This is a genomic window from bacterium (assembly GCA_019637795.1).
Lineage (GTDB): Bacteria > Desulfobacterota > Binatia > HRBIN30 > CADEER01 > JAHBUY01.
On record JAHBUY010000007.1, the window covers coordinates 129,442 to 154,447 of the forward strand.

Consider the following 25,006-nt stretch of genomic DNA (forward strand, 5'->3'; position numbering starts at 1 on the left):
GGCGGAACCCATGGCCGGCGGCCCGTGGGCGTTGCGCGCATCCCATGGGTCGCCGGTCACCGGTCCCGCGGTGGTCAGTGTCGGCTCGTCTGGTTGTGCAGCCACACCAGCACGCCCTTCTGGACGTGCAGGCGGTTCTCGGCCTGGTCGAAGACGATGGAATGGGGGCCGTCGATCACCGCGTCGGTGATCTCCTCGCCGCGGTGCGCGGGCAGGCAGTGCATGACCAGGGCGTCCGGCTTCGCCTGGCGGAGCACGCCGTCATTGATCTGGTAGGGCGCGAAGATCGTGCGGCGGGCGGCGGCCTCGGCTTCCTGGCCCATGCTCGTCCAGGTGTCGGTATAGAGCACGTCGGCGCCGGCCGCCGCCTCGGCGACCTCGTGGGTGACGATCACGGCGGCGCCGGCGTGCCGGGCGGCCTCGACCAGATGCGCGTCGGGTTCGTAGCCCGGCGGGCAGGCGACGGCGAAGGTGAAGCCGAAGCGCATGGCGGCGGCGATCCACGAGTTGGCGACGTTGTTGCCGTCACCGACCCAGGCGATGCGCAGGCCGTCGAGGCGGCCGCGGTGCTCGATCAGGGTGAAGCAGTCGCTCAGCACCTGGCACGGATGGCGGAGGTCGGACAGGCCGTTGATCACCGGCACGCGCGCCGTCGCCGCGAGCTCCGCGATGGTCGCGTGCGAGAAGGTGCGCGCCATGATCACGTCCACCCAGCGCTCGAGGTTGCGCGCGATGTCGCCCACCGACTCGCGCTCGCCGAGGCGGAAGTCCGTGGTCGTCAGGTAGACGGCGTAGCCGCCGAGCTGCGTCATGCCGACCTCGAAGGTGACGCGGGTGCGCAGGCTCGGCTTCTCGAAGATCATCGCCAGGGTCTTGCCGGCGAGCAGCGGCTGCCGCTTGCCGGCCTTGAGGTCGCGCTTGATGGTCGCCGAGAGGTGCAGGATCTCGTCCAGCTCGCCGCGGCTGAAGGCGTCGAGGGTGAGGAAGTCGCGCTTCATGCCGCCAGGGCCCCGTCGAGGATCGCCAGCGCCGCATCCACCTCGGCGGCGGACACCGTGAGCGGCGGGGTGATGCGCAGCACGGTGTTGGCGGTGCAGTTGATGATCAGGCCCCGCGCCAGGCAGCGCGCGACCACCGGACCCCCCGGCTGGTCGAGCTCGGCGCCCAGCAGCAGGCCGCGGCCGCGCACGGCGCGAATGGTCGGGTGCCTGCCTGCCAACGCCGCCAGGCCGGCGCGCAGGCGCTCGCCCATCGCCTGGCAGTTGCCCAGCGCGCCCTCGCTCTCCAGCACGTCGCACACCGCCAGGGCGACGGCGCAGGTGAGGGCGTTGCCGCCGAAGGTCGAACCGTGCGAGCCCTTGTCGAGGATGTCGGCGATCGGTGCCGCCGCCAGCATGGCGCCGATCGGCACGCCGGCGCCCAGGCCCTTGGCGAGGGTCATGATGTCGGGCGTGACGCCGAGCTGCTCGTAGGCGAAGAACGTGCCGCAGCGGCCCATGCCGGTCTGGATCTCGTCGAAGATGAGCAGCAGCCCGTGGCGGTCGCAGAGGGCGCGCAGCGCCTGGAAGTACTCCGGCGGCGGCGCGACGATGCCGCCCTCGCCCTGCACGGGCTCGACCATGATGGCGATGGTGCGCGGCGAGATCGCCGCCTCGAGCGCCGCCGGGTCGTCGTAGGCCGCGTAGCGGAAGCCCTGCTGCACCGGCTCGAAGCCGACCCGCACCTTCTCCTGGCCGGTGGCGGCGATGGTCGCCAGGGTGCGGCCGTGGAACGAGTTGAGGAGGGTGATGATCTCGTAGCGGCCGTCGCCCCGCGCGTGTCCGACCTTGCGGGCCAACTTGATCGCCGCCTCGTTGGCCTCGGCGCCGCTGTTGCAGAGGAAGACCCGGTCGGCGAACGAGCGCCGCACCAGCCGCTCGGCGAGCCGGGCCTGCGGTTCGCAGTAGTGCAGATTCGAGACGTGCAGGATCTGGTGCGCCTGCTGTTCGATGGCGCGCACCACGGCGGGGTGCTGATGGCCGAGATTGGTGACCACCGTGCTGGAGAAGAAGTCGAGGTACTCGCGGCCGTCGGCGTCCCAGACCCGCGTGCCCTCGCCGCGCACCAGGGCCAGCGGCGCGCGGGCGTAGGTGGGGAAGAGATAGCGGTCGGCGAGGGCGATGATCTCGGCGCTGGTCATCGCCGCCGCTCTCCGACCCGCCGCGGCTCGCGGGTCCGGCCGGCGCGCGCGCCGCGCACGACCTCGGTGCCGACGCCCTCGCGGGTGAAGATCTCGAGCAGCACGGCGTGGCGGACGCGGCCGTCGACGATGTGGGTCTGCTTGACGCCGTTCTTGAGCGCCTCCAGGCAGCACTCGACCTTGGGGATCATGCCTTCGCCGATGGTGCCGTCGGCGATCAGGCGGTGCGCGTGCTCGTCGTCGAGGGTGGGGATGACCGCGCCGTCGGCGCCGTGGATGCCGTCCACGTCGGTGAGCAGGATGAGCTTCTCCGCCCGCAGCGCCTCGGCGATCTTGCCGGCGACCAGGTCGGCATTGATGTTGAACGTCTCGCCGTCGTCGCCGGCGGCGACCGGCGCGATGACCGGGATCATGTCGCCGCGCTCCAGGGTCTCGATCACCCCGGGATTGACGCCCGCCACCTCGCCGACCAGGCCGATGTCCCCCGCGGCGTCCGGCATGGTCATCTTGCGGGCCCGGATCAGCTCGCCGTCCTTGCCGGAGAGACCGACCGCCTGTCCGCCGTGGCGGTTGATGAGGGAGACGATCTCCTTGTTGGTCTTGCCCACCAGCACCATCTCGACGACGTCCATGGTCGGCCGGTCGGTGACCCGCATGCCGCGCACGAAGCGCGACTCGATGCCGAGCTGCGTGAGCATGGCGCCGATCTGCGGCCCGCCCCCGTGCACCACGACCGGGTGCAGACCGACGAACTTCAGCAGGACGATGTCCTGCGCGAAGCTGTCCTTCAGCGCCTCGTCGACCATGGCGTGCCCGCCATACTTCACCACGATGGTCTTGTTGGCGAAGCGGCGGATGTAGGGCAGGGCGTCGAGCAGGACCTCGGCCTTGGCGACCAGATCGGTGACGCGCGTCGACGGCGCCGCCATCAGGCCGCCACGGCAGGGCGGCGCGCCGTCGGCGCCGGCCGGTCAGAGAATGTAGCGAGAGAGATCGTCATCCTTCACCACCGCGTCGAGCTTGGCGCGAACCTCCTGCGCGTCGATGACCACATCGCAAGCCGCCATTTCTGGCGCGTCGAACGATATCTGGTCAAGCAGGCGTTCCAAGACCGTGTGAAGACGGCGGGCGCCGATGTTCTCGGTGCGCTCGTTCACTAGCGCCGCGACGTCGGCGATGGCGGCGATGGCGTCGTCGGTGAAGCGCAGGCGCACGCCTTCGGTGGCCATCAGGGCGACGTACTGTTTCAGCAGGGCGTTCGCCGGCTCGGCGAGGATGCGGATGAAGTCGTCGCGGGTGAGGGCATCGAGCTCGACCCGGATCGGGAAGCGGCCCTGGAACTCCGGCAGGAGGTCCGACGGTTTGCTGATGTGGAAGGCGCCGGAGGCGATGAAGAGGATGTGATCGGTGCGCACCATGCCGTGCTTGGTGTTCACCGTGCTGCCCTCGACGATCGGCAGGAGGTCGCGCTGCACGCCCTCGCGCGAGACGTCGGGGCCGCCGGCGAGGCCCTGGCGGCCGGCGATCTTGTCGATCTCGTCGATGAACACGATGCCCGACTGCTCGACCCGGCGGATCGCCTCGCGCGTCACCTGGTCCATGTCGAGCAGCTTGCCGGCCTCCTCCTGGCTGTAGTGCTCGAGCGCCTCGCGCACCGTGGCGCGCTGGCTCGTGGTCTTGCCCGGGAAGAGGTTGGCGAAGGCGTCCTTGAGCTGGAACGCCATCTCCTCGAGCCCCTGCGGCGTCATCACCTCGACCAGCGGCGTCGCCGGTTTGCTGACCTCGATCTCGACCTCGCGCGCGTCGAGCGCGCCCTCGCGCAGCATGCGCCGCAGTTTGTCGCGGGTCGCCGAGGCGTCGGCCGACGCGGGCGTCGGGCCCGCCGGCTCGCGCCGGCGCTCGCTGCCGTGCGAGGGCAGGAGGAGATCGAGGACGCGTTCCTCGGCGCGCTCGCGGGCCCGCACCTGGACCTTGTCCTTCTCCTCCTCGCGCACCATGCCGATGGCGAGCTCGACGAGGTCGCGGATGATCGACTCGACGTCGCGGCCGACGTAGCCGACCTCGGTGAACTTCGAGGCCTCGACCTTGGTGAACGGCGCCTGCGCCAGCTTGGCGAGGCGGCGCGAGATCTCGGTCTTCCCCACCCCGGTGGGGCCGATCATGATGATGTTCTTGGGCGCGATCTCGTCGCGCAGCTCGTCCGGCACCTGCTGCCGGCGCCAGCGGTTGCGCAGCGCGATGGCGACGGCGCGCTTGGCATTGCGCTGGCCGACGATGAAGCGGTCGAGCTCGGAGACGATCTCGCGTGGCGTCATCTGGCTCATGCGGCGCCCAGCTCCTCGACGACGATTTCGCGGTTCGTGTAGATGCAGATGTCGGCGGCGATGCGCATCGCCGCGTCGGCGATGCCCGTCGCCGGCAGGGGACTGTGGGCCATCAGCGCCCGTGCCGCCGCCAGGGCGTAGCCGCCGCCGGAGCCGATGGCGGTCACCGGCTCGTCGGGCTCGATGATGTCGCCGCTGCCGGAGATCACCAGGATCGTCTCGCGACTGGCGGCGAGCAGCAGCGCCTCCAGTCGGCGGAGGACGCGATCGGTGCGCCAGTCCTTCGCCAGCTCGACGGCCGCCCGGGTCAGGTTGCCCTGGTGCTGCTCGAGCTTGGCCTCGAACTTGTCGAACAGGGTGAAGGCGTCGGCGCTCGCCCCGGCGAATCCGGCCAGAACGCGTCCGCCGTGCAGGCGACGCACCTTGCGCGCGCCGTGCTTCATCACCGTGCTGCCGAGCGTCACCTGCCCATCGCCGGCCATGACGACGGCGCCGCCGTGGCGCAGCGCGAGAATCGTGGTGCTGCGGATGGTCATGAATTGTCACCGCACAGACGCAGAGGCGCTGAGGCTTCGGTTTCAAGTTCGAAGGGCAGGGACGTCATGGTACCCATACGGAAGAACGATTGCGGAATATCGAAACGGATCATCGCCAGGAGGAGGTCTCCGCGCCTCAGCGTCTCTGCGGTGACAATCACGCGCGCGGATGGGCCTTGTCGTACGCCGCCATCAATTGATCGAGGTTGACGTGCGTGTACTTCTGCGTCGTCGACAGGCTGGCATGGCCGAGCATCTCCTGGATGGCGCGCAGATCGGCGCCGGCGCCGAGCAGGTGGGTGGCGAAGCTGTGGCGCAGGGCGTGGGGGCTGATCTTGCCGGCGATGCCGCCGAGGAGGGTGTAGACGTCGACGAAGCGGCCGACCGAGCGGGCGGTGAGCCGGCCGCCGCGCTGGTTGAGGAACACCGCCTGCGGCGCCTTCACCCCGCGCGGGCAGAGGCGGGGGATCGCGTCGCGGTACGCGCGCAGGGCGGCGAGCGCCGCGTCGCCGATCGGCACGAGGCGCTCCTTGCGGCCCTTGCCGACGACCCGCACCAGCGACAGCCGCTCGTCGACGTCGCTCCAGTCGAGGGCGACCAACTCGCCGACCCGCAGACCGCAGGAGTAGGCGACCTCGAGCAGGGCGCGATCGCGCAGGCCAGTCGGGCTGTCGGGCAGGGGCGCGGCGAGGAGCCGGAACATGTCGTCCACCGACAGGTGCGCCGGCAGGGGCTTGTCCTGCCGCGGCGCCTGGATGCCGACGCAGGGATCGATGGTCAGCTCCCCGGCGCGCAGCAGGTGGCGGGCGAAGCGCTTGACCGCCGACAGGGCGCGCGCCGCCGAGCTGCGCTTGGTGGCCTTCAGGCGCTCGACCATGAAGGCGCGGACGGCGTCCCGATCGAGCGCGTCGCAGGGCAGCGACTCGACCGGCGCGCCGTGGCGCGCGGCCAGCGACTCGGCGAGCCGCTGCAGGTCCGCGGCATAGGCGCGGATCGTATTGGCCGACACGTTCTCCTCGACCGTGAGGGCGCGGAGGAAGTCGTCGATGGCCGCCTGGAGGCTCGTCATGCGCGTCGCGTTCGCCGCCAACGGCGTTTTGCCGCCGGCGCGGCCGTCATGGTAACAACCGCCCTCTGGCGGAACAAGGAAGGATGTCCGAGCTCGGAGCCGTTGCCTGCTGGCGCTGCGGGGCCGCGATCGACGCGCGCCAGCGCATCGGCCGGCGCGATGCCTGTCTGGCGTGCGGCGCCGACCTCCACTGCTGCCGCAACTGCCGTTTCCACGACCCGGCGATGCACAACGAATGTCGCGAACCCCAGGCCGAACGCCAGCTCGACAGGGAACGCGGCAACTTCTGCGAGTGGTTCAGCGTCGCCGCCCGGCGCGCGGACGTCGATGAGCAGGCGGCCGCGGCGCGCGCCCGCCTCGATGCCATGTTCGGGCGGAAGGCGTGAGGTCGCAGCGGAGGGCTCATGCAGCGCATCCCGATTCATGACGGCCTGTTCACCGACGCCGGGGCGCTGCTCGGCGCCCGCTGCCCGGACTGCGAGCGGTGGCACTTTCCGGCCGACGCCGACTGTCCGTACTGCTCCGGCGAGCGCTGCCAGACCGCGGCGCTGAGCGATCGCGGCACCCTGTGCCTCTTCACCGGGGTCAACAACCGGCCGCCGGGCTACCTCGGCGAGGTGCCGTTCGGCTTCGGCGTCGTCGAGCTGCCGGAGGGGCTGCGCCTCATCGCCCGGCTCACCGAAGCGGATCCGACGAAGCTGCGCGCCGGCATGGCGATGCGGCTCGTCATCGTGCCGTTGCACGTCGACGACGAGGGCCGCGAGGTCGTGAGCTACGCGTTCGCCCCGGACGAGGTGGCGTGATGAGCGCGGGGGTCGCGATCGCCGGCGTCGGCATCCATCCCTTCGGTCGCTTCGGCGACAAGACGGTCACCGCCATGGGGGTGGAGGCGGTGAAGGCGGCGTTGCGCGACGCCGGGATCGGGCGCGGCGGCTTCCAGGCGGCGTTCTGCGGCACCGTCTACAGCGGGGTCGCCGCCGGCCACAAGGTCCTGACCGCGCTCGGCCTGAGCGGCGTGCCGATCGTCAACGTCGAGGCCGGCTGCGCCAGCGGCGGCGCGGCGTTGGGCCTGGGCGTCGAGGCGATCCGTTCGGGTCGGTGCGACGCCGTGCTGGTGTTCGGCATCGAGAAGATGCCGAAGGGCATCATCCGCTCGTCCTTCTTCGAGCCGTGGCGCGAGCAGGCCGGGCTGGCGGTGACGCCGGCGTACTTCGCGCTGCGCGCCCAGCGCCTGATGCGCGACTCCGACGTCACCCGCGAGCACCTCGCCTACGTGTCGGTGAAGAACCACGCCAATGGCGTCCACAATCCGTACGCGATGTTCCGCAAGCCGTTCTCGCTCGAACAGGTGCTGGCCTCGGCGGTGGTCTGCGAGCCGCTCACCGTCTACATGCTCTGCTCGCCGAACGAGGGCGCGGCGGCGGTGGTGCTGCGCCGGGCGGCCGGCGGCGGCGTGCGCATCCGCGCCGCGGCGCTGCGTTCGCACCTGCCGGGCAGCGTCCTCGGCGAGCACACGCCGATGTGCGGTCTGCCCGACGACGGCGTGCCGCCGCCGAGCGAGCTGGCGGCGCGCGCCGCCTACGAGGAGGCCGGTATCGGGCCCGAGGACATCGACGTCGCCGAGGTCCAGGACACCGACTCGGCGCGCGAGCTGATCTCCTGCGAAGAGCTGGGGCTGTGCCCGAAGGGCGGGGCCGGTCGGATGATCGCGGAGCGCCGCAGCGACCTCGGCGGTCCGCTTCCCGTGAACCCGAGCGGCGGCCTGTTGTCGAAGGGGGAGCCGCTGGGCGCCTCGGCCCTCGGCCAGGTGATCGAGCTCTACTGGCAGCTCCGCGGCGAGGCCGGCGCGCGCCAGGTCGCGGACGCCAGGGTGGCCCTCGGCCACACCGTGGGCCGCGGCGCCAACGCGTCGGTGGTCATCCTCAGCCGCTGAGCGACGGGGCAGGGAGGCGGGACGGCGACTGCCGGTGCGCGCCCGGCGCCCGGCGTCACTTGCCGGTGAAGACGGGGGAGCGCTTCTCCATCACGGCGCGGATGCCTTCCCGCGCGTCCTCGGTCTGGAAGGTCGCGCGCTGCTGCAGGGATTCGAGGTCGACGGCGGACGCCAGGTCGTGCTCGAGACCGCGGTAGATGGCGCGCTTCACCAGCCGCACCGCGACCGGCGCCGCGCTGGCGAGCTCGCTGGCGTACGCCTCGACGGCGGCGGGGAAGGCCTCGTGCGAGACGACGCGGTTGACGATGCCGAGCTGTTCCGCTTCCTCGGCGTCGATGATGCGGCCGGTGAACAGCAGGTCGCAGGCGCGCGCGGCGCCGAGCAGGCGGGGCAGGAAGTAGGTCGCGCCCATGCCGGGATGGATGCCGAGCCTGGTGAAGGTCATGCCCATCTTGGCGTTCGACGAGGCGATGCGGAGGTCGCAGGCGAGGGCGAAGCAGAATCCGGCGCCGATCGCGTGGCCGTTGATCGCCGCCAGGGTGGGGATCGGCAGCGAGGCGACCGACAGGTAGCGGTTGTAGAACTCGCGCGGCGGGCCGCCCATGCCGGCGTGCGGCTCGCCGATGCCGGCGTCGGCGGCGAGCATGCCGAGGTCGCCGCCGCCGCTGAAGGCGCGGCCCTCGCCGGTGACGACGAGGACGCGGACGTCGGCGTCGGCGCGGATCGCCTCGACGGCGCGCGCCACCTCGTCGCCCATCGCGACCGACATCGCGTTGCGCGCCTCCGGACGGTTCAACTTCAACGTGGCGACGTGACCGTCGCGCGTCAGCTCGATGTGCTCGTACGTCATGCGCGCATGCCTAGCGAAGCGCGCGCGGCGCCGCCACCGCGCGCGGTGCGCTTGATGGGGTGCGCGATACCCGTTAGGAAGGCGGGCGCACCATCGCACGAAAGGACCTGCCATGGCTCGACGGAAGATTGCTCTGATTGGCGCCGGCGCGATCGGCGGCACGCTCGCCCACCTCTCGCTGATGAAGCAGCTCGGCGACGTCGTGCTCTTCGACGTGGTCGAGGGCATGCCGCAGGGCAAGGCGCTCGACCTGCTGGAGTCGGGGCCGATCGAGGGCTTCGACGCCAACGTCGTCGGCACCAACGACCTGAAGGACATCGAGGGCGCCAGCGTGTGCATCGTCACGGCGGGCCTGCCGCGCAAGCCGGGCATGAGCCGCGACGATCTGCTCGAGACCAACGTGAAGGTGATGAAGAGCGTCGGCGCCGGCATCAAGAAGTACGCGCCGGAGTCGTTCGTCATCGTCATCACCAACCCGCTCGACGCCATGGTGACGGCGATGAAGCGCATCACCGGGTTCCCCAAGGAGCGCGTGGTCGGCCAGGCGGGCGTGCTCGACTCGGCGCGCTACCGCACCTTCGTGGCGATGGAGCTCAACGTCTCGGTGCGCAGCGTGTCGGCGATCGTCCTCGGCGGCCACGGCGACGACATGGTGCCGGTGCGCAGCCTCTGTCACGTCGGCGGCGTGCCGGTGGACACGCTGATCCCGGCCGGCCGCCTGGAGGCGATCGAGAAGCGGGTGCGCGGCGCCGGCGGCGAGATCGTCAACCTGATGAAGACCTCGGCCTTCTACTCGCCGGCGACGGCGGCCATCCGGATGGCCGAGGCGTACCTCTTCGACAAGCGGGAGATCCTGCCCTGCGCGGCGCTGCTCGAGGGCGAGTACGGGGTCGACGGCTTCTACGTCGGCGTGCCGGTGCAGATCGGCGGCAGGGGCGTGGAGAAGGTCATCGAGGTCGCGCTGACCCCGGCGGAGAAGAAGGCGCTCGATGAATCGGTCTCGCACGTCCGCGAGCTGGTCGAGGCGTCGGAGAAGTTCCTCAACGCCTGAGCGGCGCGAGGCAGGAGCGAACGAGCGTGAACGTCCACGAGTTCCAGGCCAAGGCGCTGCTGAAGCGCTACGGAGTCGCCGTCCCACCGGGCCGCGAGGTGACCAGCTACCACGATGCCGCCGCTGCCGCGCGCGAGCTGGGCGGGCGGTGCGTCATCAAGGCGCAGATCCACGCCGGCGGGCGGGGCAAGGCGGGCGGCGTGAAGCTGTGCCAGACCCCGGACGAAGCCCAGGCGGCGGCGCGCGACCTGCTCGGCAGGGTCCTGGTGACGCACCAGACCGGCCCGCAGGGTCGCGAGGTGAAGCGGCTGCTCGCCGAGGCGTTGAGCGAGATCGAGCGCGAGCTCTACCTCGGCATGGTCGTCGACCGCGCCACCGGCCGGCCGGCGATGATGGCCTCGGCCGAGGGCGGAGTGGAGATCGAAGAGGTCGCCGCGCGTTCGCCGGAGAAGATCCTGCGCGAGAGCGTCGACCCGGCGGTGGGCCTGCAGCCCTACCAGGCCCGCAAGCTGGCGTTCGGCATCGGCATCCCGGCCGCGTCGGTCAACAAGGCCGTCGCCTTCATGCTCGCCCTGTACAAGGCCTTCATCGAGAGCGATGCCTCGATGGCCGAGATCAACCCGCTGGTGCTCACCAGGCAGGGCGACCTGATCGCCCTCGACGCCAAGATGGGGTTCGACGACAACGCGCTCTACCGCCATCCGGAGATCCGCGAGCTCCGCGATCTCAACGAAGAGGACGAGAAGGAGATCGAGGCGTCGAAGCACGATCTCAGCTACGTCGCCCTCGACGGCAACATCGGCTGCATGGTCAACGGCGCCGGCCTGGCGATGGCGACCATGGACATCATCAAGAACTTCGGCGGCGAACCCGCCAACTTCCTCGACGTCGGCGGCGGCGCCACCGCTGAGCGGGTCACCGAGGCGTTCAAGATCATCCTCGCCGACCAGAACGTGAAGGCGGTGCTGGTCAACATCTTCGGCGGCATCATGAAGTGCGACGTCATCGCCAACGGCGTCGTCGAGGCGGCCCGGCAGATCAAACTGACGCTACCGGTCGTCGTTCGCCTCGAGGGCACGAACGTCGAGCTGGGTCGCAAGATCCTCGCCGAGTCGGGCCTCAACATCGAGTCCGGCAGCGACATGTCCGACGCCGCCCGCCGCGTCGTCCGCGCCGCCCAGACCGCCGCCTGATCCGGGAGACTCGGCCTCACTGGCCGAGCCGGCGGTTTCGGTTCGCCGCCGTATTCGAGCTTCTCCCCGGGACTGTGGAGAACCTGTTGATTTCTCTCGTCCAGGCCCCGCCGTTCTAAGGCTTTCCGGATTTGCCGCCCTGCTAGGCAAACACGCCTGCAGGAACCTGCCTGTGTTATCAGGTAGTTGAGCTGTAAAGCGAAGTAGCGTCGAGGCGCCGGGCCGGAAAGACAACTGCGATGCGGGCGATGGCCGGAGTGTGGATAACCGCCCTTAGAGATTGACGCCGACGATCGGTTCCGTGCCAGTCGCGGACTGGCTCAGATTGCCGTTGACGTAGAGCTCGGAGCGGATGGTTGCCTTTGGCTGGCCATCGGGGTTCTGGCCCGAGTTGACGCTCATCACGGCGTCGAACTGGTCCTGCGGGTTCTGCCAGAAGAAGGTGGCGGGCGTGCGGCAGGCGTCGAGGAAGGGGTTGAGCTGACAATTGGTGATGTTGGTGGCCACCAGGTCGCCGGTGCTGCCGAAGAAGGCGATGTTGCGGTCGGTGGGCGGCGGCTGGTCGAGGCAGGAGGTGCTGAGGCCGGCGGTCGGCGAGCAGACCTCGGTGCGGATCTCGGGGCCGAGCTGCTTGATGGTGAAGGTGCCGGGCGCCGACGCGATGGTGCGGCACGCGCCGGGCTGGATGACGCCGTTGTCGCCGCCGACCTGCTGGGTGAACCCGAGGTACATGTCGACCTGGATCGGCTGGTTGGAGATGTTGCGGATGACGGCGCGCACCGGTTGATGCGCGTTCTCGAGCACGAAGAGGTGCGGGGTCTGAAAGACGCGGTCGCCGAATTGGTGGTTGGAATTGGGCGACTGGATGCCGGTGCCCGAGCTGCCGCAGCCCGCCAGGTCCGGCGTGTCGGCGAAGACGAACGGGAGGTTGGGCCCGCCCGACACGTAGTAGAGGATCTCGATCGGACGCGCCTCAGAGCCGCCGCTGGTGCCGCAGTTGAGCGAGGCGAGGGCGAGGGCCGTGACGAGCGAGGGGAGGGCGTAGCGCTTCATCTTTCGGTCTGTGACAGCAACATTCCTCGAGTGCAAGGAAGCGGCGGCGTCGGCTGTGTTCTCCGTGCCGCTCTGTGGTTTAATGCGGCATGGACCGACGCCGGTTCCACGCCCTGGTCGCGGCGGCGATCGAGGAGATCCCCGAGCCCTTCCGCCGCCATCTGGTGAACGTCGAGGTGGTGGTCGAGGACGAGCCGAGCGACGAGCTGCTGCGCGAGATGGGACTGAACCCACGCCGCGACACCATCTACGGTTTGTACGAAGGGGTGCCGATCGACGAGCGGGCGCTCGACGGGGGGCCGCTGCTGCCGGACCGCATCGCCATCTACTACCGGCCGTTGGTGCGGGACTTCCGCACGCCGGGCGCCATCCGGCGGGAGATCCGCGCCACCATCATTCACGAGGTGGGGCACCTCTTCGGCCTCGAGGACGACGAGATTGAGGCGGAGGGCTACTGAGATGGAGCTCGGCGGCGTGCCCCTGGAGCGCATCGCGGTGGCCGTCGAGGGGATCGAGGTCCCGCTCTGGCGGGCGGTGCAGCTCGAGCGCTTCGTCGACGCCGCCGCGCTGCTGACCGCTGACGCGCCGGCCGAGCCGCCCTACTGGATGCACCTCTGGCCCGGCGCCCTCACGCTGGCGCGACGCCTCGCCAGGCTGGCCGGGGTGGGGCCGGACACCCGCGTGCTCGAGCTCGGCTGTGGTCTCGGGTTGCCGACGCTGATCGCGGCGCGCCGCGGCGCGGCCGTCGTGGCGACGGACTGGCAACGCGCGCCCCTGGCGATCGTGGCCCGCAGCGCCGCCGACAACGGCGACCGCGTCGCCTGCGTGCAGATGGACTGGCGCGCTCCGGCGCTGGTCGGCGGGTTCGATCTGTGCCTCGGGGCCGACGTCGCCTACGACGCCCAGGCGGCGGCGCCGCTGGCGCTGGCGCTGGCGACGTTGGTGCGCCGGGAGGGCGCCGTCTGGCTCGCCGATTCCGTGAACACGGCGCGCGGCGAGCTGGCGGCGGCCCTGGCCGCGCATGGCTTCGACATCGCGCAGCGCGAGGTCGGCGAGCGCGAGGACGGGCGGCGGGTCTGGGTGCGGTTGATCGAGGCGCGACGACGGTGAGTGTCCTCGTCTTCGACATCGAGACCCGGGTCGACAAGGCGTTGCTGCGGGCCACCCAGTTCGCCGACCTGGCGATCGACGACGAGGGGGCCTACGAGCGCATGCGCGACCGCCTGCGCCACGAGAGCGACGGGCGCAGCGACTTCTTCCCGGTCACCTACCACGTCCCGATCTCGATCGCTCTCGTCACCGCCGGCGACGACTACGCTTTCGGTGGCCTCGAGGTGCTGGGCGCCGACGCGCTCGGCGAGGGCGGGCTGGTGCGCGAGTTCTGGCGGCGGCTGGAGGCCTTCGACGGCACGCTGGTGTCCTTCAACGGTCGCGGCTTCGATCTGCCGGTCCTCGAGCTGCAGGCGTTGCGCCACGGCTGCGCCCTGACGCGGTATTGCGGCGAGCGCAACGGCCTCCGCCAGCGCAGCGGGCGGCATCTCGACCTGTACGACTGGCTGAGCAATTTCGGTGCGGCGCGGCTGCGCGGCGGGCTCGATCTGATCGCCAAGCTGGTGGACCTGCCGGGAAAGGCCGAGATCGCCGGCGCCGACGTGCAGCGCCTGTGGGAGCGCGGCCGCTGGGGGGAGATTCACCACTACTGCGCCGACGACGCGCTCCAGACCTACTTCGTGCTCCTGCGCGTCGAACAGTTGCGCGGCCGGCTCAGCGCCGAGCAGGTCGCGACCCTGACCGCCGGGGCGCGCGCCCGCCTGGCGGGCTCCGCGGCGCCATGAACCGCCACCACGACGACGCCGGCAGTCGCAGCCACATGGACGCGCCGCAGTCGAGCGGCCTGCGCCGGCGGCCGAACGCCCGTCCGACCGAGGGGCGGTTCCAACTCGTCGCCGACTTCGAGCCGGCGGGCGATCAGCCGGCGGCGATCGCGGCGTTGACCGAGGGGATCGACGCCGGCGCGCGGGGCCAGGTGCTGCTCGGCGTCACCGGCTCGGGAAAGACGTTCACCATGGCGCACGTGGTGGCGCGCGTGAACCGGCCGACCCTGGTGATGGCGCCGAACAAGACGCTCGCCGCGCAGCTCTACCACGAATTCAAGGCGCTCTTCCCGCACAACGCGGTGCGCTACTTCGTCAGCTATTACGACTACTACCAGCCGGAGGCGTACGTCCCGAGCTCCGACACCTTCATCGAGAAGGATTCGTCGATCAACGACGAGATCGACAAGATGCGCCACTCGGCGACCAAGGCGCTGCTCGAACGGCGCGACGTGCTGATCGTCGCCAGCGTCTCCTGCATCTACGGCCTCGGCTCGCCGGAAGCCTACTTCGACATGCTCGTCTTTCTCGAGCGCGGCGAGCGGGTTGACCGCGACAAGCTGCTGCGCAAGCTGGTGGACATCCAGTACGAGCGCAACGACTACGACTTCCATCGCGGCACCTTCCGCGTGCGCGGCGACGTCATCGAGATCTTCCCCGCCTACGAAGAGGCGCGCGCCCTGCGGGTCGAGCTCTTCGGCGACGAGATCGACCGCATCGCCGAGATCGATCCGCTGCGCGGCAAGACGCTGCGGGCGCTCGACCGGGTCGCCGTCTATCCCGCCAGCCACTACGTCACCAAGCCGGATCAGTTGAAGCGCGCCGTCGACGGCATCCGCGACGAGCTGCGGGACTGCCTGCAGCGATTCCGCGCCGAGAACAAGCTGCTCGAGGCGCAGCGGCTCGAGCAGCGGACGATGTACGACCTCGAGCTGCTCGAGGAGATGGGCTTCTGTCCCGGCATCGAGAACTACTCGCGTCACCTCACGGGCCGCGCGCCTGGCGAGCCGCCGCCGACGTTGATCAACTACTTCCCCGACGACTTCCTCATGGTCATCGACGAGAGCCACGTCACCGTGCCGCAGATCGGCGGCATGTACCGCGGCGACCGTTCCCGCAAGCAGACGTTGGTCGAGTTCGGCTTTCGACTGCCGTCGGCGCTCGACAACCGCCCGCTCAGCTTCGCCGAGTGGGAGGCGCTGGCCACCCAGGTCGTCTACGTCTCCGCGACGCCGGGTGAATACGAGCGGCAACAGAGCGGCGGGGTGGTGGTCGAGCAGCTCATCCGCCCGACCGGGCTCACCGACCCGGAGGTCATCGTCCGGCCGGCCCGGCAGCAGGTGGACGACCTGCTCGATGAGATCCGCACCCGCGTCGGCCGCAACGAGCGGGTGCTGGTCACGACGCTGACCAAGAAGATGGCCGAGGATCTCACCGACTACTACGACGAGCTCGGCGTCAAGGTGCGCTACCTGCACTCGGACATCGACACCATCGAGCGGGTGGAGATCATCCGCGATCTGCGGCGCGGCGTGTTCGACGTCCTGGTCGGCATCAACCTGCTACGCGAGGGGCTCGACCTGCCCGAGGTCTCGCTGGTCGCGATCCTCGACGCCGACAAGGAAGGCTACCTGCGCTCCGAGCGCTCGCTGATCCAGACCATCGGCCGTGCCGCCCGCAACGCCGGCGGCACGGTGATTCTCTACGCGGATGGCATCACCGCGTCGATGCGGGCCGCCATCGACGAGACCAACCGCCGGCGCGTCATCCAGCAGGCCTATAACGCCGAGCACGGGATCACGCCGCAGACCATTCGCAAGGCGATCGGCGCGCCGCTGATCGAGGCGGCGGAAGCCGACTACGTGGACGTGCCGCTGGTCGCCGATGCCAGCGCGGAGTACGTCTCGCCGGCCGAAATCCCCGGGCGCGTGGCGGCGCTGCGCAAGCAGATGCGCGAGGCGGCGGCCGCCCTGGAGTTCGAACACGCCGCCGAGCTGCGGGACGAGATCCAGCGCCTGCAGGCGCTCGAGCTCGAGATTCGCGCGCCGGCCGAGTGAGAAGCGGGTGAGAGGGCTGGCCAAAGGCGCAAATATCTGTTGACTTTGACCTGGCATGAACGGGTAAAGGGTAGGCAGACGGGGCAGGCTGGCAGGGGCTGGCCGATAGAGGTCCGACACAGCGGGCGCCGGCGCCCGCGGGGGAAACGGGGGACGAGACGGTGCGTGACGTTTTCGCGGCTGCGGCGCGACGGGCGGTGGGGATTTCGCTCGCGCTCGCGGCTCTCCTCGCCGCCGGCACGGCTTCCGCCCACAACGGCACCGGCAAATTGCGCGGGGTCTGCGTGATGCAGAACCTGGCCGGTCGCGGCACCATGACGGTGACCGTGTCCAACCTCTGGAGCGGCTCGGTGACCAACGTCACCCCGTCCGACCTGCTTGCCTCGGGTACCGGCACCGCGACCTTCTTCCTGCAGACCAGTCCGCGCCCGTTGCGCGAGCTCTTGCCCGGTAAGAACACCGATTTCGTGTGGCGCGGGCGGCTCTACGGGGACGGCGTCATCGACCTCTCGGTCGAAGTGCTGGCGCAGTTCGACGATGGCCACATCGAATCGACGGGCATCGTCAACTGCAACCGCCTCGTCGTCGGCAACGGCGGCGAGGGGCCGCCGACCAATACGCCCGGCCAGCGGCCGACGAACACGCCAGTCGGCGGCGCGGCATCTCCCACGCCGACCAGTGGCCGGCCCACCGCGACCAGCGGACGGCCGACCTCGACCTCACGCCCCACGCGCACCTCGCGCGTCGATCCGAGCGCAACGGCGACCCGTCCGCAGGCTACCTCGACGCCGACCCGGATTCAGCCGACGGCAACCTTCACCCGCGTGCCGCCGACCAGGACGCCCACCCAGGCCAGGCCGACGCGGACGCCGATCCCCGACCGGCCCACGCGGACCCCGATCGTCGTGCCGTCGCGCACCGCAACGCCGAGCCGCCCGGCGCGGCCGACTGCGACGCCGAGTGCGCCGGCGCCGACCAGAACGCCGATCCCCGCTCGTCCGTCTCGGACGCCCATTCCGACCGCGACGGCTCGGCCGACGCGGACACCGAATGTGCCCGCGGCGACGCCGACCCGAACGCCGACGCAGTCCCAGGGTGGGACGATCGGCGTGCTCGCTGCGAGCTGCAGCCTGCGGCGCAACATCGATCTGGTGACCATCACCATGGCGGTGCAGAACCGCAGCGGCGTCGACATTCAACAGCTCGCTGCCAGTCCGCTCAGCCTGCAGCCTGAGGGCGGCGCCCTGTTCTTCGATCGTACCGGCCCGAGCCCGACCTCGGCGCCGCTGGTGCGCAACGGCGCCACCGCCACGTTCCAATGGACCGGCCGGCTCAGCCCGGGCGGCACCATGGGCTTCAGCGCCAGTGCCGCCGCCAATAGCAGTCGCGGCCCGCTCACTACCGGCTTGGTGGACTGCGGCGTCACGGGTTCGGATGCCGGAAATTTCGATCCCAGCAGCTTCTCCGGCACCTGCACCCTGTCGCCCGGCGACCCCGGCACGCTGCGGGTCGAGGTGCGCAACGGCTCGCGCGAAACGCTGCAGACCATCGAGGCGGGTTTGGTGGCGCGAACCGGCAGTGGCACGGCGCAGCTCACCGAAGTGCGCGGTCCGTCGCCGCGGAGCGTCAGCACCCTCAGCTCCGGCGCGCGGCGCCAGTTCGACTTCCAGGGGCGCTTCCTGGGCAACGGCGAGATCCGGGTTCAATTCGAAGCCAAGGGCACGCGGCAGACCACCAACGATCGCGTGTCGACCGGCCGCATCGAATGCGCGGCGCAGGTCGGCGGCACCGGTGGCAATCTGCCGGATCTCGGCGTCGACCAAGAGGACCTGCGCAACTCGGTGATGATCGAGACGAAGAATTTCACCGCCGACAACTGCGCCGTGTTCGAGGGGTGCGTCGACGGCACGGGGAACCGCAAACTCCTGCGCTTCAACACAACGACCCCGAACTACGGCCCAGGCGACGTCTTCCTCGGTGACCCGCGGGGCAGCTCGACGTTCGAGTACTCGGCCTGCCACAATCACTACCATTTCAAGGAATACGCGGATTACCGACTGCTCGACATGGGTGGAAACATCGTCGCTCGCGGGCACAAGCAGGCCTTCTGCCTGGTCGATCTGTGGAAGCCGCCGGGGCTGCGTGGCCGCGCCGATCCGCAGTTCAATCATTGCGGCTACCAGGGCATCAGTGCCGGTTGGGCCGACGTCTACCACCGCGGCCTCGACTGCCAGTGGATCGACATCACCGGCGTGCCGTCCGGACGTTACGTGCTCGAAGTCGTGATCAATCCGGCGCACGTCATCAGGGAGAACAACTACTCCAACAACAGCGCCCGAACCGAGGTCGTCATCCCCTAGAGGGGCAGGCCGGGGCTGGAATCCTGACAAAGCGCAGAAAACTGCTTGACTAATGAGAAGCGGAACAACTAGACGTGGGACCGGACTTCCCAGGGGGGTCGTCTGGAAACGATTCAAGGGGGACCTAAGGGTGTGTAGCGGGGACAGCGCATCTCGAGGCAACGAGCGTGGGGAATCTCGTTGCATCGCCATGCGTGAGCGTTGAACGCTCGCTGCTGCACGGCTCCGGACAGGGAGGACAGGGCATGTTGAGGGTCAGAGTGGGGACAATCGCCGGCGTTGTGGGTGCCGTTCTGATGACGGCCAGCGCCGGCGTCGCGCAGCTCAATACCCGCAAGCCCACCAGCACACCGCGGCCGACGAGCACGCCGATCGAGCAAGACGTGCGGACCCGCAAGCCGACCAACACGGTACGGCCGACGAGCACGCCGATCGTGCTCGATACGCGCACGCGCAAGCCGACCAGCACGTCGCGGCCGACGAGCACCCCGATCGTGCTCGAGGAGCGGACGCGCAAGCCGACCAACACGTCGCGGCCGACCAGCACGCCGATCGTGCTCGAGGAGCGGACGCGTAAGCCGACCAGCACGGCACGGCCGACCAGCACCCCGATCATCCCCGAGGATCGGACGCGCAAGCCGACCAGCACCTCCCGGCCGACCAGCACGCCGATCGTGCTCGAAGAGCGGACGCGTAAGCCGACGAGCACCGAGCGGCCGACCCGCACGCCGATCGTCACCGAGGATCGCACGCGCAAGCCGACCAGCACCTCCCGGCCAACGCGCACCCCGATCGTCACCGAGGATCGTACGCGCAAGCCGACCAGCACCGAGCGGCCGACGCGCACCCCGATCGTCACCGAAGATCGCACGCGCAAGCCGACGAGCACTGAGCGGCCGACCCGCACGCCGATCGTCACCGAGGACCGCACGCGCAAGCCGACCAGCACCGAGCGGCCGACTCGCACGCCGATCGTCACCGAGGACCGCACGCGTAAGCCGACCAGCACCGAGCGGCCGACGCGCACGCCGATCGTCACCGAAGATCGCACGCGCAAGCCGACCAGCACCGAGCGGCCGACCCGCACCCCGATCGTCACCGAGGATCGCACGCGCAAGCCGACCAGCACCGAGCGGCCGACCCGCACCCCGATCGCGCAGGAGGAGCGGACGCGCAAACCGACCAGCACTGAACGGCCGACCCGCACCCCGATCGCGCAGGAGGAGCGGACGCGCAAGCCGACCAGCACTGAACGCCCGACCCGCACGCCGATCGTCACCGAGGACCGGACGCGCAAGCCGACCAGCACCGAGCGGCCGACCCGCACCCCGATCGTCACCGAGGATCGCACGCGCAAGCCGACGAGCACCGAGCGCCCGACCCGCACGCCGATCGCGCAGGAGGATCGGACGCGGAAGCCGACGAGCACCGAGCGGCCGACGCGGACGCCGATCGTCAGCGAGGATCGCACGCGCAAGCCGACCAGCACGGAGCGCCCAACTCGCACGCCGGGGACGAGCGAAGACCGGACGCGCAAGCCGACCAGCACGGCTCGGCCGACCCGCACCCCGCTCCCCGAGGCGCCGCCGCCTCAGTTCGAGGCGGGCGGAATCAGCGCCGCTTGCCGCGCCATCGACAAGGGCGGCCCGGCCGCCAAGGACAACCTGATCCATGTGACCCTGATTGTCAGCAATGCGTCGGGGGCCCAGATCACGGGCCTCACGGCTCATGCGCTGGACATTCAAGGGGGACCGTACCGGCTCAACAGCGCTCCGGGTCTCACGCGGACGCTGGTGAACGGCAGCTCCGCAGCGTTCCGCTACTCGCTCGACGCAGATGCCTCGCTCTCAATCAGCGCCTCGGCGTCCGCGACCGGACCTGGTGGGGAGCTGATCAACATCGGACCAGTCGCCTGCGAATTCTGATCGACCAGAAATCCACAGCGTGATGAAAAGGGGGCCAGGGTCGTGTACCTGGCCCCCTTTTTTTACGCCCTCACGCTTGGTTCGCTCTTTCTTGAAAGAATCGCGCTGCGTATCGTGACGCAGAGCGCCGGTGAAGGGGCGGAGCGCGAAGAAGGGCGCCGCGCGAGGTGAACGCAATGTCCAATCGACTGAATCGTCTGCTGTGGAGCGTGTTCGGCGCTCTTGCGGTGCTGCTGACCGGCGGCGTCGTTCTGGCCCAGACGCCGACTCCCGTGCCTGGGGGCGACTGTTGCGCGGTTCACAGTGGCGTCGGTTGCGACAACCGGGCGTGCCAGGACTGTGTGACCGAGACCCAGGCGGTCTGCGGAATTCTGCCGTGGGACCAGTTCTGTGTTGCAGGCACGACGGATCCGGAGTGCGCGAATATCTGCGGATGCATCCAGGCACCGTCGCCGACTCCCACCCCTGGGGGGGACTGTTGCAGCGTCCACGGCGGAACGGGATGCGATGTCGCGGCCTGCCAGGCGTGCGTCTGTGGAATCGATGAACCCTGCTGCAACCTGGTGTGGGACCCGACGTGCGTGGCCGAGGCCTCCGACGAATGTCTGTCGCAGTGTCCGTGTACCGCGCCGCCAACCGAGACGCCGGCGCCGAGCCCGACGCCGGGAGGCGACTGCTGTTCAGCCCACGGCGGCCCAGACTGCAACGATAACGCCTGTGCCGCCTGCGTATGCGGGCTCGATCCGGAGTGCTGTAACGGTGTGTGGGATGCGGACTGCGCTTCCGAGGCGAGCGTCGAGTGCGCCCTGGAGTGCGCCTGCCCTGGATCCGAGCCCTGCTGCGGCGCGCATGACAGCGTCTCGTGTGACGATCTGCGGTGCAAGACCTGCGTCTGCGATCTCGACCCCGCATGCTGCACGGATTCGTGGGACCAGCGCTGCGTCGACGAGGCCTCGGTCGATTGTCAGATCGACTGCACCTGCGATGCGCCCGGCAGTTGTTGCGATGCGCACGACGGCATCGGCTGCGAGGTCCAGGCGTGCCAGGACTGCGTCTGCGCCATCGACGCGCCGTGCTGCAGCGACGGTTGGGATGCGCGCTGCGCCGACGAGGCGGCGAACGACTGCGCGGAACGTTGCGGCGCGTGTGCCGCGAACAATTGCTGCGAGGCGCGCGGCGATGCCGGCTGCGGCGACGATGCCTGCCAGGCGTGCGTCTGCAACGTCGACGGCTTCTGCTGCAACGAGCTCTGGGATGCGGGCTGCGTGAGCATCGCAGAGGGCGATTGCCCGAGCGAGTGCAGTTGCGGGAACGCGCCCACCTGCGCCGGTGACTGCGGCGGCGACGGCAGGGTGACGGTCAACGAGCTCATCGCCGCGGTGAACATCGCGCTCGGGAACGCCGCGGTGAGCACCTGTACAGCGGTGGACCGGAATGGCGACGGCGATGTCACCGTCAATGAGCTGATTCAGGCGGTGAACTCGGCGCTGAGCGGTTGCGGGTGAACGTCCGGCGGGCGGTCACTGCGGCATGCTGGCCGCAGTCGTCGTGCCGCTGCTCTGCATCTTGAAGATCAGGTCGGTCACGCGGCCCGCCAGCTTGAGCTTGGAGGCGAGCTCGCGGTTCTGACGGTGCTCGTCATCGAGGCGGCGTTGCAGGGCCGCGTTCTCGGCGCGCAGGCTCGTGACGCTGTCGGCCAGGGACACGCCGTCGCCGTCCTGCTGCGCCAGGGCGGCGCGGAGCTCTCCCTCGCGCTGCTGGCTGGCGGCGAGATCCTGTTGGATGCTGGCGAGGACGCGGCGCTGACGCTCCTTGAGCGCCGCGATCTCTTCGCTGTCCGCGCCGCTGCGTGCGGTCCGTTCGAGCTGTTGCTGCAGCGTCGCATAGCGCCGTTCGAGATCGCCGCGTTCGCGGCGCTCGGTCGCCAGGGTGTTGCGCAGCTCGCCGATCTCCTGCTGGGCGGTGGCGAGCTGTTCGCGCAGGTGCTGGTCGACGACGTTGCCGGATCGTTCGTACGGACCGGCGGACGTCTCCTCGAGCAACTTGGCCATCTCGCTCTCGACATGCTTGCGGCGCTGCATCTCGCTGTCGAGCCGCGTCTCGAGGGTGGCCACCTGCCGTTTCGCTTCGTCGAGCTCGGCCTCCTTGGCCGCCAGCGCGGCAGCGGATGAGTCGGGTGCTGTCACGCCGCCCGCCAACGGCGCCGAGCTGCCAGTCGTCGACCCACCGCCGGTCTGCTCCGTGGGTACCGGTGATCCGGAAGGCTGTCGGCGGGCGGCGGCGAGCTGCGTCTGTACGGCGGCGATCGTGCGATCGCGCTCAGCGAGCTGAGCCTCGAGCTCCTGCACCTGCCGCTCGGCGGGCGTCAGGGGGCGCTGTGGCGCGACCCGCCGCGCATCGGCCGCGGCGTTGTCGTCGGCGCCATCCTCTTCCGTGAAGCGTTCCGTTTCGGACGGAAGCGTGGGATCAGGTGCGGCTGAAGGGTGGACGCGCGGAATGCATCCCGCCAACAGGACGGCCGCGGCAAACATCCATGTGGCCCGTTGAAGCCCCATCACCCCTCCACCAACCGACGCGGCCGCGAGGCTAGACCCAACGGGTCACCTTGTCCAGGCATGATTCTCGGGCTCGGCCGCGCCGCCTACTACGCGGCCGGGAGGGGCACCTCGACATAATCGCGTCGACAGGGTGGGCCAGGCGCGTGCCAGTACCGCAGACGGCCGGCGGCGTCGGCGGCCACGACCGAGGACGAGCGGGTCCCATAGCCGGGCAGGTGCACACAGAGCGTGTCGATGATCTCGGCGCGAGGGTCCAGGGCGGTCGAGTGGTCGGACAGGATGGTGCGGAGCGCCGGCAATAGCGCCGGAACCTCGGGCGCCGCGGCGAGGTCGAGGGCGCGGAAGCGCTGTGACGACTTGGCGATCCGCGGGCAGGTCGGGTCGTTGAGCTCGAGATTGGTGAGCAGATGCACCCCGGGTTCGAGCGGTGCGATCTGCATGGCGCCGCCGCGGTTGGTGGCGACCAGTGCGGCGGCGTGGTCGGCTATCAGGAGGCTGAAAGGGTTGTAGGCGCTGCCGTCCTCGCCTTCGAGCAGGCGCCGGGCGTTGGCAATCCCACGCTGCTGGAGCACCGACAGAGTCAGCAGGCCGCGAGACCGCAGGCTCGCGTCGGGCCCGCCACGACTTCTTCGGTTGAGCAGGCCGACGACGAGGCCGGCCTGGTTGACGCCGAACCAGGTACCGCCGGCGCTGAGGTCCTGCCCGCCGACGACCCATGGATCCGCTGCCAACTGGCGCGGGTCGGCGGTCGGGCGATCGAGGAATTCGTCGCGATTGGCGGCGACCAGCAGCGGCAGGGAAGGGGCGCAGCCCACGTACACGGCCAGGGTACACACGCCGAATGCGCTAGCGAGGCGGCGGGCCGCTGGCAAATACCCGGGGCGCGGAAGCGGTGCCACCGCCGCTCCCCGGCCGCCGCGCCGGAACCGTCGATTGTGTGCGTCGGACCCCTGTGGTAGCCGATTTTCATCGCACGAACGGCTCCACGATGCTGGAGAACGGACCTTGGACACGAGGTCCGCGCCCAGACGAGAATGGCGCCAGTCGAGGCCAGTACGACGCGCAGCCAGCCACCGCCGGGAGCCCGCATGTTTGCCAGTATCGACGACGTCATCACCCAGTTCGCCGCCCAGCGCTACATCTGCAACCGGCGCATCGCCACGGTGGTCTACCTGGCCACCCACCTCGAGAAGCCGATCCTGATCGAGGGCCCGGCGGGCGTCGGCAAGACCGAGCTCGCCAAGGTGGTGGCCGCGGCGCTCGACCTCAACCTGATCCGTCTGCAGTGCTACGAGGGCCTCGACGAGGCCAAGGCGCTGTACGAGTGGGAATACGCGAAGCAGCTCCTGTACACCCAGATCCTCAAGGACAAGATCAGCGAAGTGATCGGCGGCGCGGCGTCGCTGCGCGAAGCCGTCGACCGCATCGCCACGCAGGATGACGTCTTCTTTTCCGACCGCTTCATCCTGCCGCGGCCGCTGCTGCGCTCGATCACCTCGGCCGAACGCACCGTCCTGCTGATCGACGAGATCGACAAATCCGACAGCGAGTTCGAGGCCTTCCTGCTCGAGGTGTTGAGCGACTTCACGGTCAGCGTCCCCGAGCTCGGCACCTTGCGGGCGACGCATGTGCCGATCGTCCTGCTCACCAGCAACAACGCGCGCGAGATGTCGGACGCGCTCAAGCGACGCTGCCTGCACCTCTACATCGACTTCCCCTCGAGCGCCCAGGAGCTCGAGATCGTTCGCCTGAAGGTTCCGGATATCGGCCCACAGCTCGCGGCGCAGGTCGTCGAGGCGGTGCAGCGGGTGCGCAAGCTCGACCTCAAGAAGGTGCCGAGCATCAGCGAAACCCTCGACTGGGCGCGCACCCTGACCCTGCTCAACGCCACGCAACTCGACGAGTCGTTGGTCGAGGACACGCTGACCGCGATCCTCAAGTACGAGGGGGACATGCGCAAGGCGCAGGACGAGCTGAAGGCCTTCCTGCAGCAGCCAGCCGCTGCGGGCGGGCAGGGGAACGGCAGCGACGTCCGTCACTGAGG

23 protein-coding genes are annotated in these 25,006 nt (G+C 69.9%); 13 read left to right on the forward strand and 10 right to left on the reverse strand.

The window, feature by feature from the left end; all coding sequences use genetic code 11:
• Positions 1-74: 74 nt before the first annotated feature.
• The 6 genes from argF to KF840_22255 form a co-directional block, all read right to left on the reverse strand.
• On the reverse strand, positions 75-998 hold the full coding sequence (argF, locus tag KF840_22230) for an ornithine carbamoyltransferase (protein ID MBX3027626.1): 924 nt from the start codon (positions 996-998) through the stop codon (positions 75-77).
• Positions 995-2,179: an aspartate aminotransferase family protein gene (locus tag KF840_22235; GenBank protein ID MBX3027627.1), complete on the reverse strand. Its 1,185-nt coding sequence runs from the start codon at positions 2,177-2,179 to the stop codon at positions 995-997. The genes argF and KF840_22235 overlap by 4 nt, the downstream gene beginning before the upstream one ends.
• A complete protein-coding gene (gene argB / locus KF840_22240; GenBank protein MBX3027628.1) occupies positions 2,176-3,108 on the reverse strand; it encodes an acetylglutamate kinase in 933 nt (310 codons plus the stop codon). Before argB ends, KF840_22235 begins: the two co-directional genes overlap by 4 nt.
• A 42-nt stretch (positions 3,109-3,150) precedes the next feature.
• Positions 3,151-4,503, reverse strand: coding sequence for an ATP-dependent protease ATPase subunit HslU (gene hslU, locus KF840_22245; GenBank protein ID MBX3027629.1), 1,353 nt, complete (start codon positions 4,501-4,503; stop codon positions 3,151-3,153).
• Entirely contained in the window at positions 4,500-5,039 is a 540-nt protein-coding gene (gene hslV / locus KF840_22250) for an ATP-dependent protease subunit HslV (protein ID MBX3027630.1), read from the reverse strand. Before hslV ends, hslU begins: the two co-directional genes overlap by 4 nt.
• A 157-nt stretch (positions 5,040-5,196) precedes the next feature.
• Positions 5,197-6,108 (reverse strand): tyrosine recombinase XerC, encoded by a 912-nt coding sequence (locus tag KF840_22255; protein MBX3027631.1) that lies wholly within the window; start codon positions 6,106-6,108, stop codon positions 5,197-5,199.
• A gap of 83 nt (positions 6,109-6,191) precedes the next feature.
• On the opposite strand from KF840_22255, the gene KF840_22260 reads away from it, so the two are divergent.
• From KF840_22260 to KF840_22270, 3 genes are read left to right on the forward strand one after another with little or no spacing between them, the layout of a single operon-like run.
• The gene (locus tag KF840_22260) at positions 6,192-6,494 is read left to right on the forward strand and encodes a hypothetical protein (GenBank protein MBX3027632.1); all 303 of its coding nucleotides are present in this window, start codon (positions 6,192-6,194) and stop codon (positions 6,492-6,494) included.
• Positions 6,495-6,512: 18 nt separating this feature from the next.
• Positions 6,513-6,911 (forward strand): OB-fold domain-containing protein, encoded by a 399-nt coding sequence (locus KF840_22265; GenBank protein MBX3027633.1) that lies wholly within the window; start codon positions 6,513-6,515, stop codon positions 6,909-6,911.
• Entirely contained in the window at positions 6,911-8,041 is a 1,131-nt protein-coding gene (locus KF840_22270) for a thiolase family protein (GenBank protein ID MBX3027634.1), read from the forward strand. Before KF840_22265 ends, KF840_22270 begins: the two co-directional genes overlap by 1 nt.
• A 55-nt stretch (positions 8,042-8,096) precedes the next feature.
• Here the strand turns inward: KF840_22270 and KF840_22275 are convergent, their stop codons facing one another.
• Positions 8,097-8,891, reverse strand: coding sequence for an enoyl-CoA hydratase/isomerase family protein (locus tag KF840_22275; protein MBX3027635.1), 795 nt, complete (start codon positions 8,889-8,891; stop codon positions 8,097-8,099).
• 112 nt (positions 8,892-9,003) lie between these two features.
• Between KF840_22275 and mdh the strand changes: the two genes are divergently transcribed.
• Positions 9,004-9,942 carry a malate dehydrogenase gene (mdh, locus tag KF840_22280; GenBank protein MBX3027636.1) on the forward strand — a complete coding sequence of 313 codons (939 nt, stop codon included), beginning with the start codon at positions 9,004-9,006 and terminating at the stop codon, positions 9,940-9,942.
• 26 nt (positions 9,943-9,968) lie between these two features.
• The gene (sucC, locus tag KF840_22285) at positions 9,969-11,135 is read left to right on the forward strand and encodes an ADP-forming succinate--CoA ligase subunit beta (GenBank protein MBX3027637.1); all 1,167 of its coding nucleotides are present in this window, start codon (positions 9,969-9,971) and stop codon (positions 11,133-11,135) included.
• A gap of 273 nt (positions 11,136-11,408) precedes the next feature.
• Here the strand turns inward: sucC and KF840_22290 are convergent, their stop codons facing one another.
• Positions 11,409-12,188, reverse strand: coding sequence for a hypothetical protein (locus KF840_22290; GenBank protein MBX3027638.1), 780 nt, complete (start codon positions 12,186-12,188; stop codon positions 11,409-11,411).
• 89 nt (positions 12,189-12,277) lie between these two features.
• On the opposite strand from KF840_22290, the gene KF840_22295 reads away from it, so the two are divergent.
• The 7 genes from KF840_22295 to KF840_22325 all read left to right on the forward strand — a co-directional run bounded on the left by KF840_22295 (position 12,278) and on the right by KF840_22325 (position 21,909).
• A complete protein-coding gene (locus KF840_22295) occupies positions 12,278-12,646 on the forward strand; it encodes a metallopeptidase family protein (GenBank protein MBX3027639.1) in 369 nt (122 codons plus the stop codon).
• A gap of 1 nt (position 12,647) precedes the next feature.
• Positions 12,648-13,298 (forward strand): methyltransferase domain-containing protein, encoded by a 651-nt coding sequence (locus tag KF840_22300; GenBank protein MBX3027640.1) that lies wholly within the window; start codon positions 12,648-12,650, stop codon positions 13,296-13,298.
• Positions 13,295-14,023 carry a 3'-5' exonuclease gene (locus tag KF840_22305; protein ID MBX3027641.1) on the forward strand — a complete coding sequence of 243 codons (729 nt, stop codon included), beginning with the start codon at positions 13,295-13,297 and terminating at the stop codon, positions 14,021-14,023. Before KF840_22300 ends, KF840_22305 begins: the two co-directional genes overlap by 4 nt.
• Positions 14,024-14,058: 35 nt before the next feature.
• A complete protein-coding gene (gene uvrB, locus KF840_22310) occupies positions 14,059-16,119 on the forward strand; it encodes an excinuclease ABC subunit UvrB (GenBank protein ID MBX3027642.1) in 2,061 nt (686 codons plus the stop codon).
• A 197-nt stretch (positions 16,120-16,316) separates the two neighbouring features.
• Positions 16,317-18,479 (forward strand): hypothetical protein, encoded by a 2,163-nt coding sequence (locus tag KF840_22315; protein ID MBX3027643.1) that lies wholly within the window; start codon positions 16,317-16,319, stop codon positions 18,477-18,479.
• Between the two features lie 296 nt (positions 18,480-18,775).
• Positions 18,776-20,404 (forward strand): hypothetical protein, encoded by a 1,629-nt coding sequence (locus KF840_22320; protein ID MBX3027644.1) that lies wholly within the window; start codon positions 18,776-18,778, stop codon positions 20,402-20,404.
• Positions 20,405-21,165: 761 nt separating this feature from the next.
• Positions 21,166-21,909, forward strand: coding sequence for a hypothetical protein (locus tag KF840_22325; GenBank protein MBX3027645.1), 744 nt, complete (start codon positions 21,166-21,168; stop codon positions 21,907-21,909).
• Positions 21,910-21,924: 15 nt separating this feature from the next.
• On the opposite strand, the gene KF840_22330 is transcribed toward KF840_22325, so the two are convergent.
• Together KF840_22330 and KF840_22335 are read right to left on the reverse strand one after the other, a co-directional pair.
• A complete protein-coding gene (locus tag KF840_22330) occupies positions 21,925-22,935 on the reverse strand; it encodes a hypothetical protein (protein ID MBX3027646.1) in 1,011 nt (336 codons plus the stop codon).
• A 113-nt stretch (positions 22,936-23,048) separates the two neighbouring features.
• Positions 23,049-23,798 carry an NRDE family protein gene (locus KF840_22335; GenBank protein MBX3027647.1) on the reverse strand — a complete coding sequence of 250 codons (750 nt, stop codon included), beginning with the start codon at positions 23,796-23,798 and terminating at the stop codon, positions 23,049-23,051.
• 252 nt (positions 23,799-24,050) lie between these two features.
• On the opposite strand from KF840_22335, the gene KF840_22340 reads away from it, so the two are divergent.
• On the forward strand, positions 24,051-25,004 hold the full coding sequence (locus KF840_22340; protein ID MBX3027648.1) for a MoxR family ATPase: 954 nt from the start codon (positions 24,051-24,053) through the stop codon (positions 25,002-25,004).
• The last annotated feature ends 2 nt before the right edge of the window (positions 25,005-25,006 follow it).

Excerpts from the sequence above, each read along its gene's own strand:
- KF840_22330 (MBX3027646.1), bottom strand. The coding sequence starts at position 22,935 with ATGTTTGCCGCGGCCGTCCTGTTGGCGGGATGCATTCCGCGCGTCCAC.
- mdh (MBX3027636.1), top strand. The coding sequence starts at position 9,004 with ATGGCTCGACGGAAGATTGCTCTGATTGGCGCCGGCGCGATCGGCGGC.
- hslV (MBX3027630.1), bottom strand. The coding sequence starts at position 5,039 with ATGACCATCCGCAGCACCACGATTCTCGCGCTGCGCCACGGCGGCGCC.
- KF840_22295 (MBX3027639.1), top strand. The coding sequence starts at position 12,278 with ATGGACCGACGCCGGTTCCACGCCCTGGTCGCGGCGGCGATCGAGGAG.
- KF840_22300 (MBX3027640.1), top strand. The coding sequence starts at position 12,648 with ATGGAGCTCGGCGGCGTGCCCCTGGAGCGCATCGCGGTGGCCGTCGAG.
- KF840_22290 (MBX3027638.1), bottom strand. The coding sequence starts at position 12,188 with ATGAAGCGCTACGCCCTCCCCTCGCTCGTCACGGCCCTCGCCCTCGCC.
- KF840_22340 (MBX3027648.1), top strand. The coding sequence starts at position 24,051 with ATGTTTGCCAGTATCGACGACGTCATCACCCAGTTCGCCGCCCAGCGC.
- KF840_22275 (MBX3027635.1), bottom strand. The coding sequence starts at position 8,891 with ATGACGTACGAGCACATCGAGCTGACGCGCGACGGTCACGTCGCCACG.
- uvrB (MBX3027642.1), top strand. The coding sequence starts at position 14,059 with ATGGACGCGCCGCAGTCGAGCGGCCTGCGCCGGCGGCCGAACGCCCGT.
- KF840_22270 (MBX3027634.1), top strand. The coding sequence starts at position 6,911 with ATGAGCGCGGGGGTCGCGATCGCCGGCGTCGGCATCCATCCCTTCGGT.
- KF840_22265 (MBX3027633.1), top strand. The coding sequence starts at position 6,513 with ATGCAGCGCATCCCGATTCATGACGGCCTGTTCACCGACGCCGGGGCG.
- KF840_22260 (MBX3027632.1), top strand. The coding sequence starts at position 6,192 with ATGTCCGAGCTCGGAGCCGTTGCCTGCTGGCGCTGCGGGGCCGCGATC.
- KF840_22235 (MBX3027627.1), bottom strand. The coding sequence starts at position 2,179 with ATGACCAGCGCCGAGATCATCGCCCTCGCCGACCGCTATCTCTTCCCC.
- KF840_22320 (MBX3027644.1), top strand. The coding sequence starts at position 18,776 with ATGACGGCCAGCGCCGGCGTCGCGCAGCTCAATACCCGCAAGCCCACC.
- hslU (MBX3027629.1), bottom strand. The coding sequence starts at position 4,503 with ATGAGCCAGATGACGCCACGCGAGATCGTCTCCGAGCTCGACCGCTTC.
- argB (MBX3027628.1), bottom strand. The coding sequence starts at position 3,108 with ATGGCGGCGCCGTCGACGCGCGTCACCGATCTGGTCGCCAAGGCCGAG.
- argF (MBX3027626.1), bottom strand. The coding sequence starts at position 998 with ATGAAGCGCGACTTCCTCACCCTCGACGCCTTCAGCCGCGGCGAGCTG.
- KF840_22255 (MBX3027631.1), bottom strand. The coding sequence starts at position 6,108 with ATGACGAGCCTCCAGGCGGCCATCGACGACTTCCTCCGCGCCCTCACG.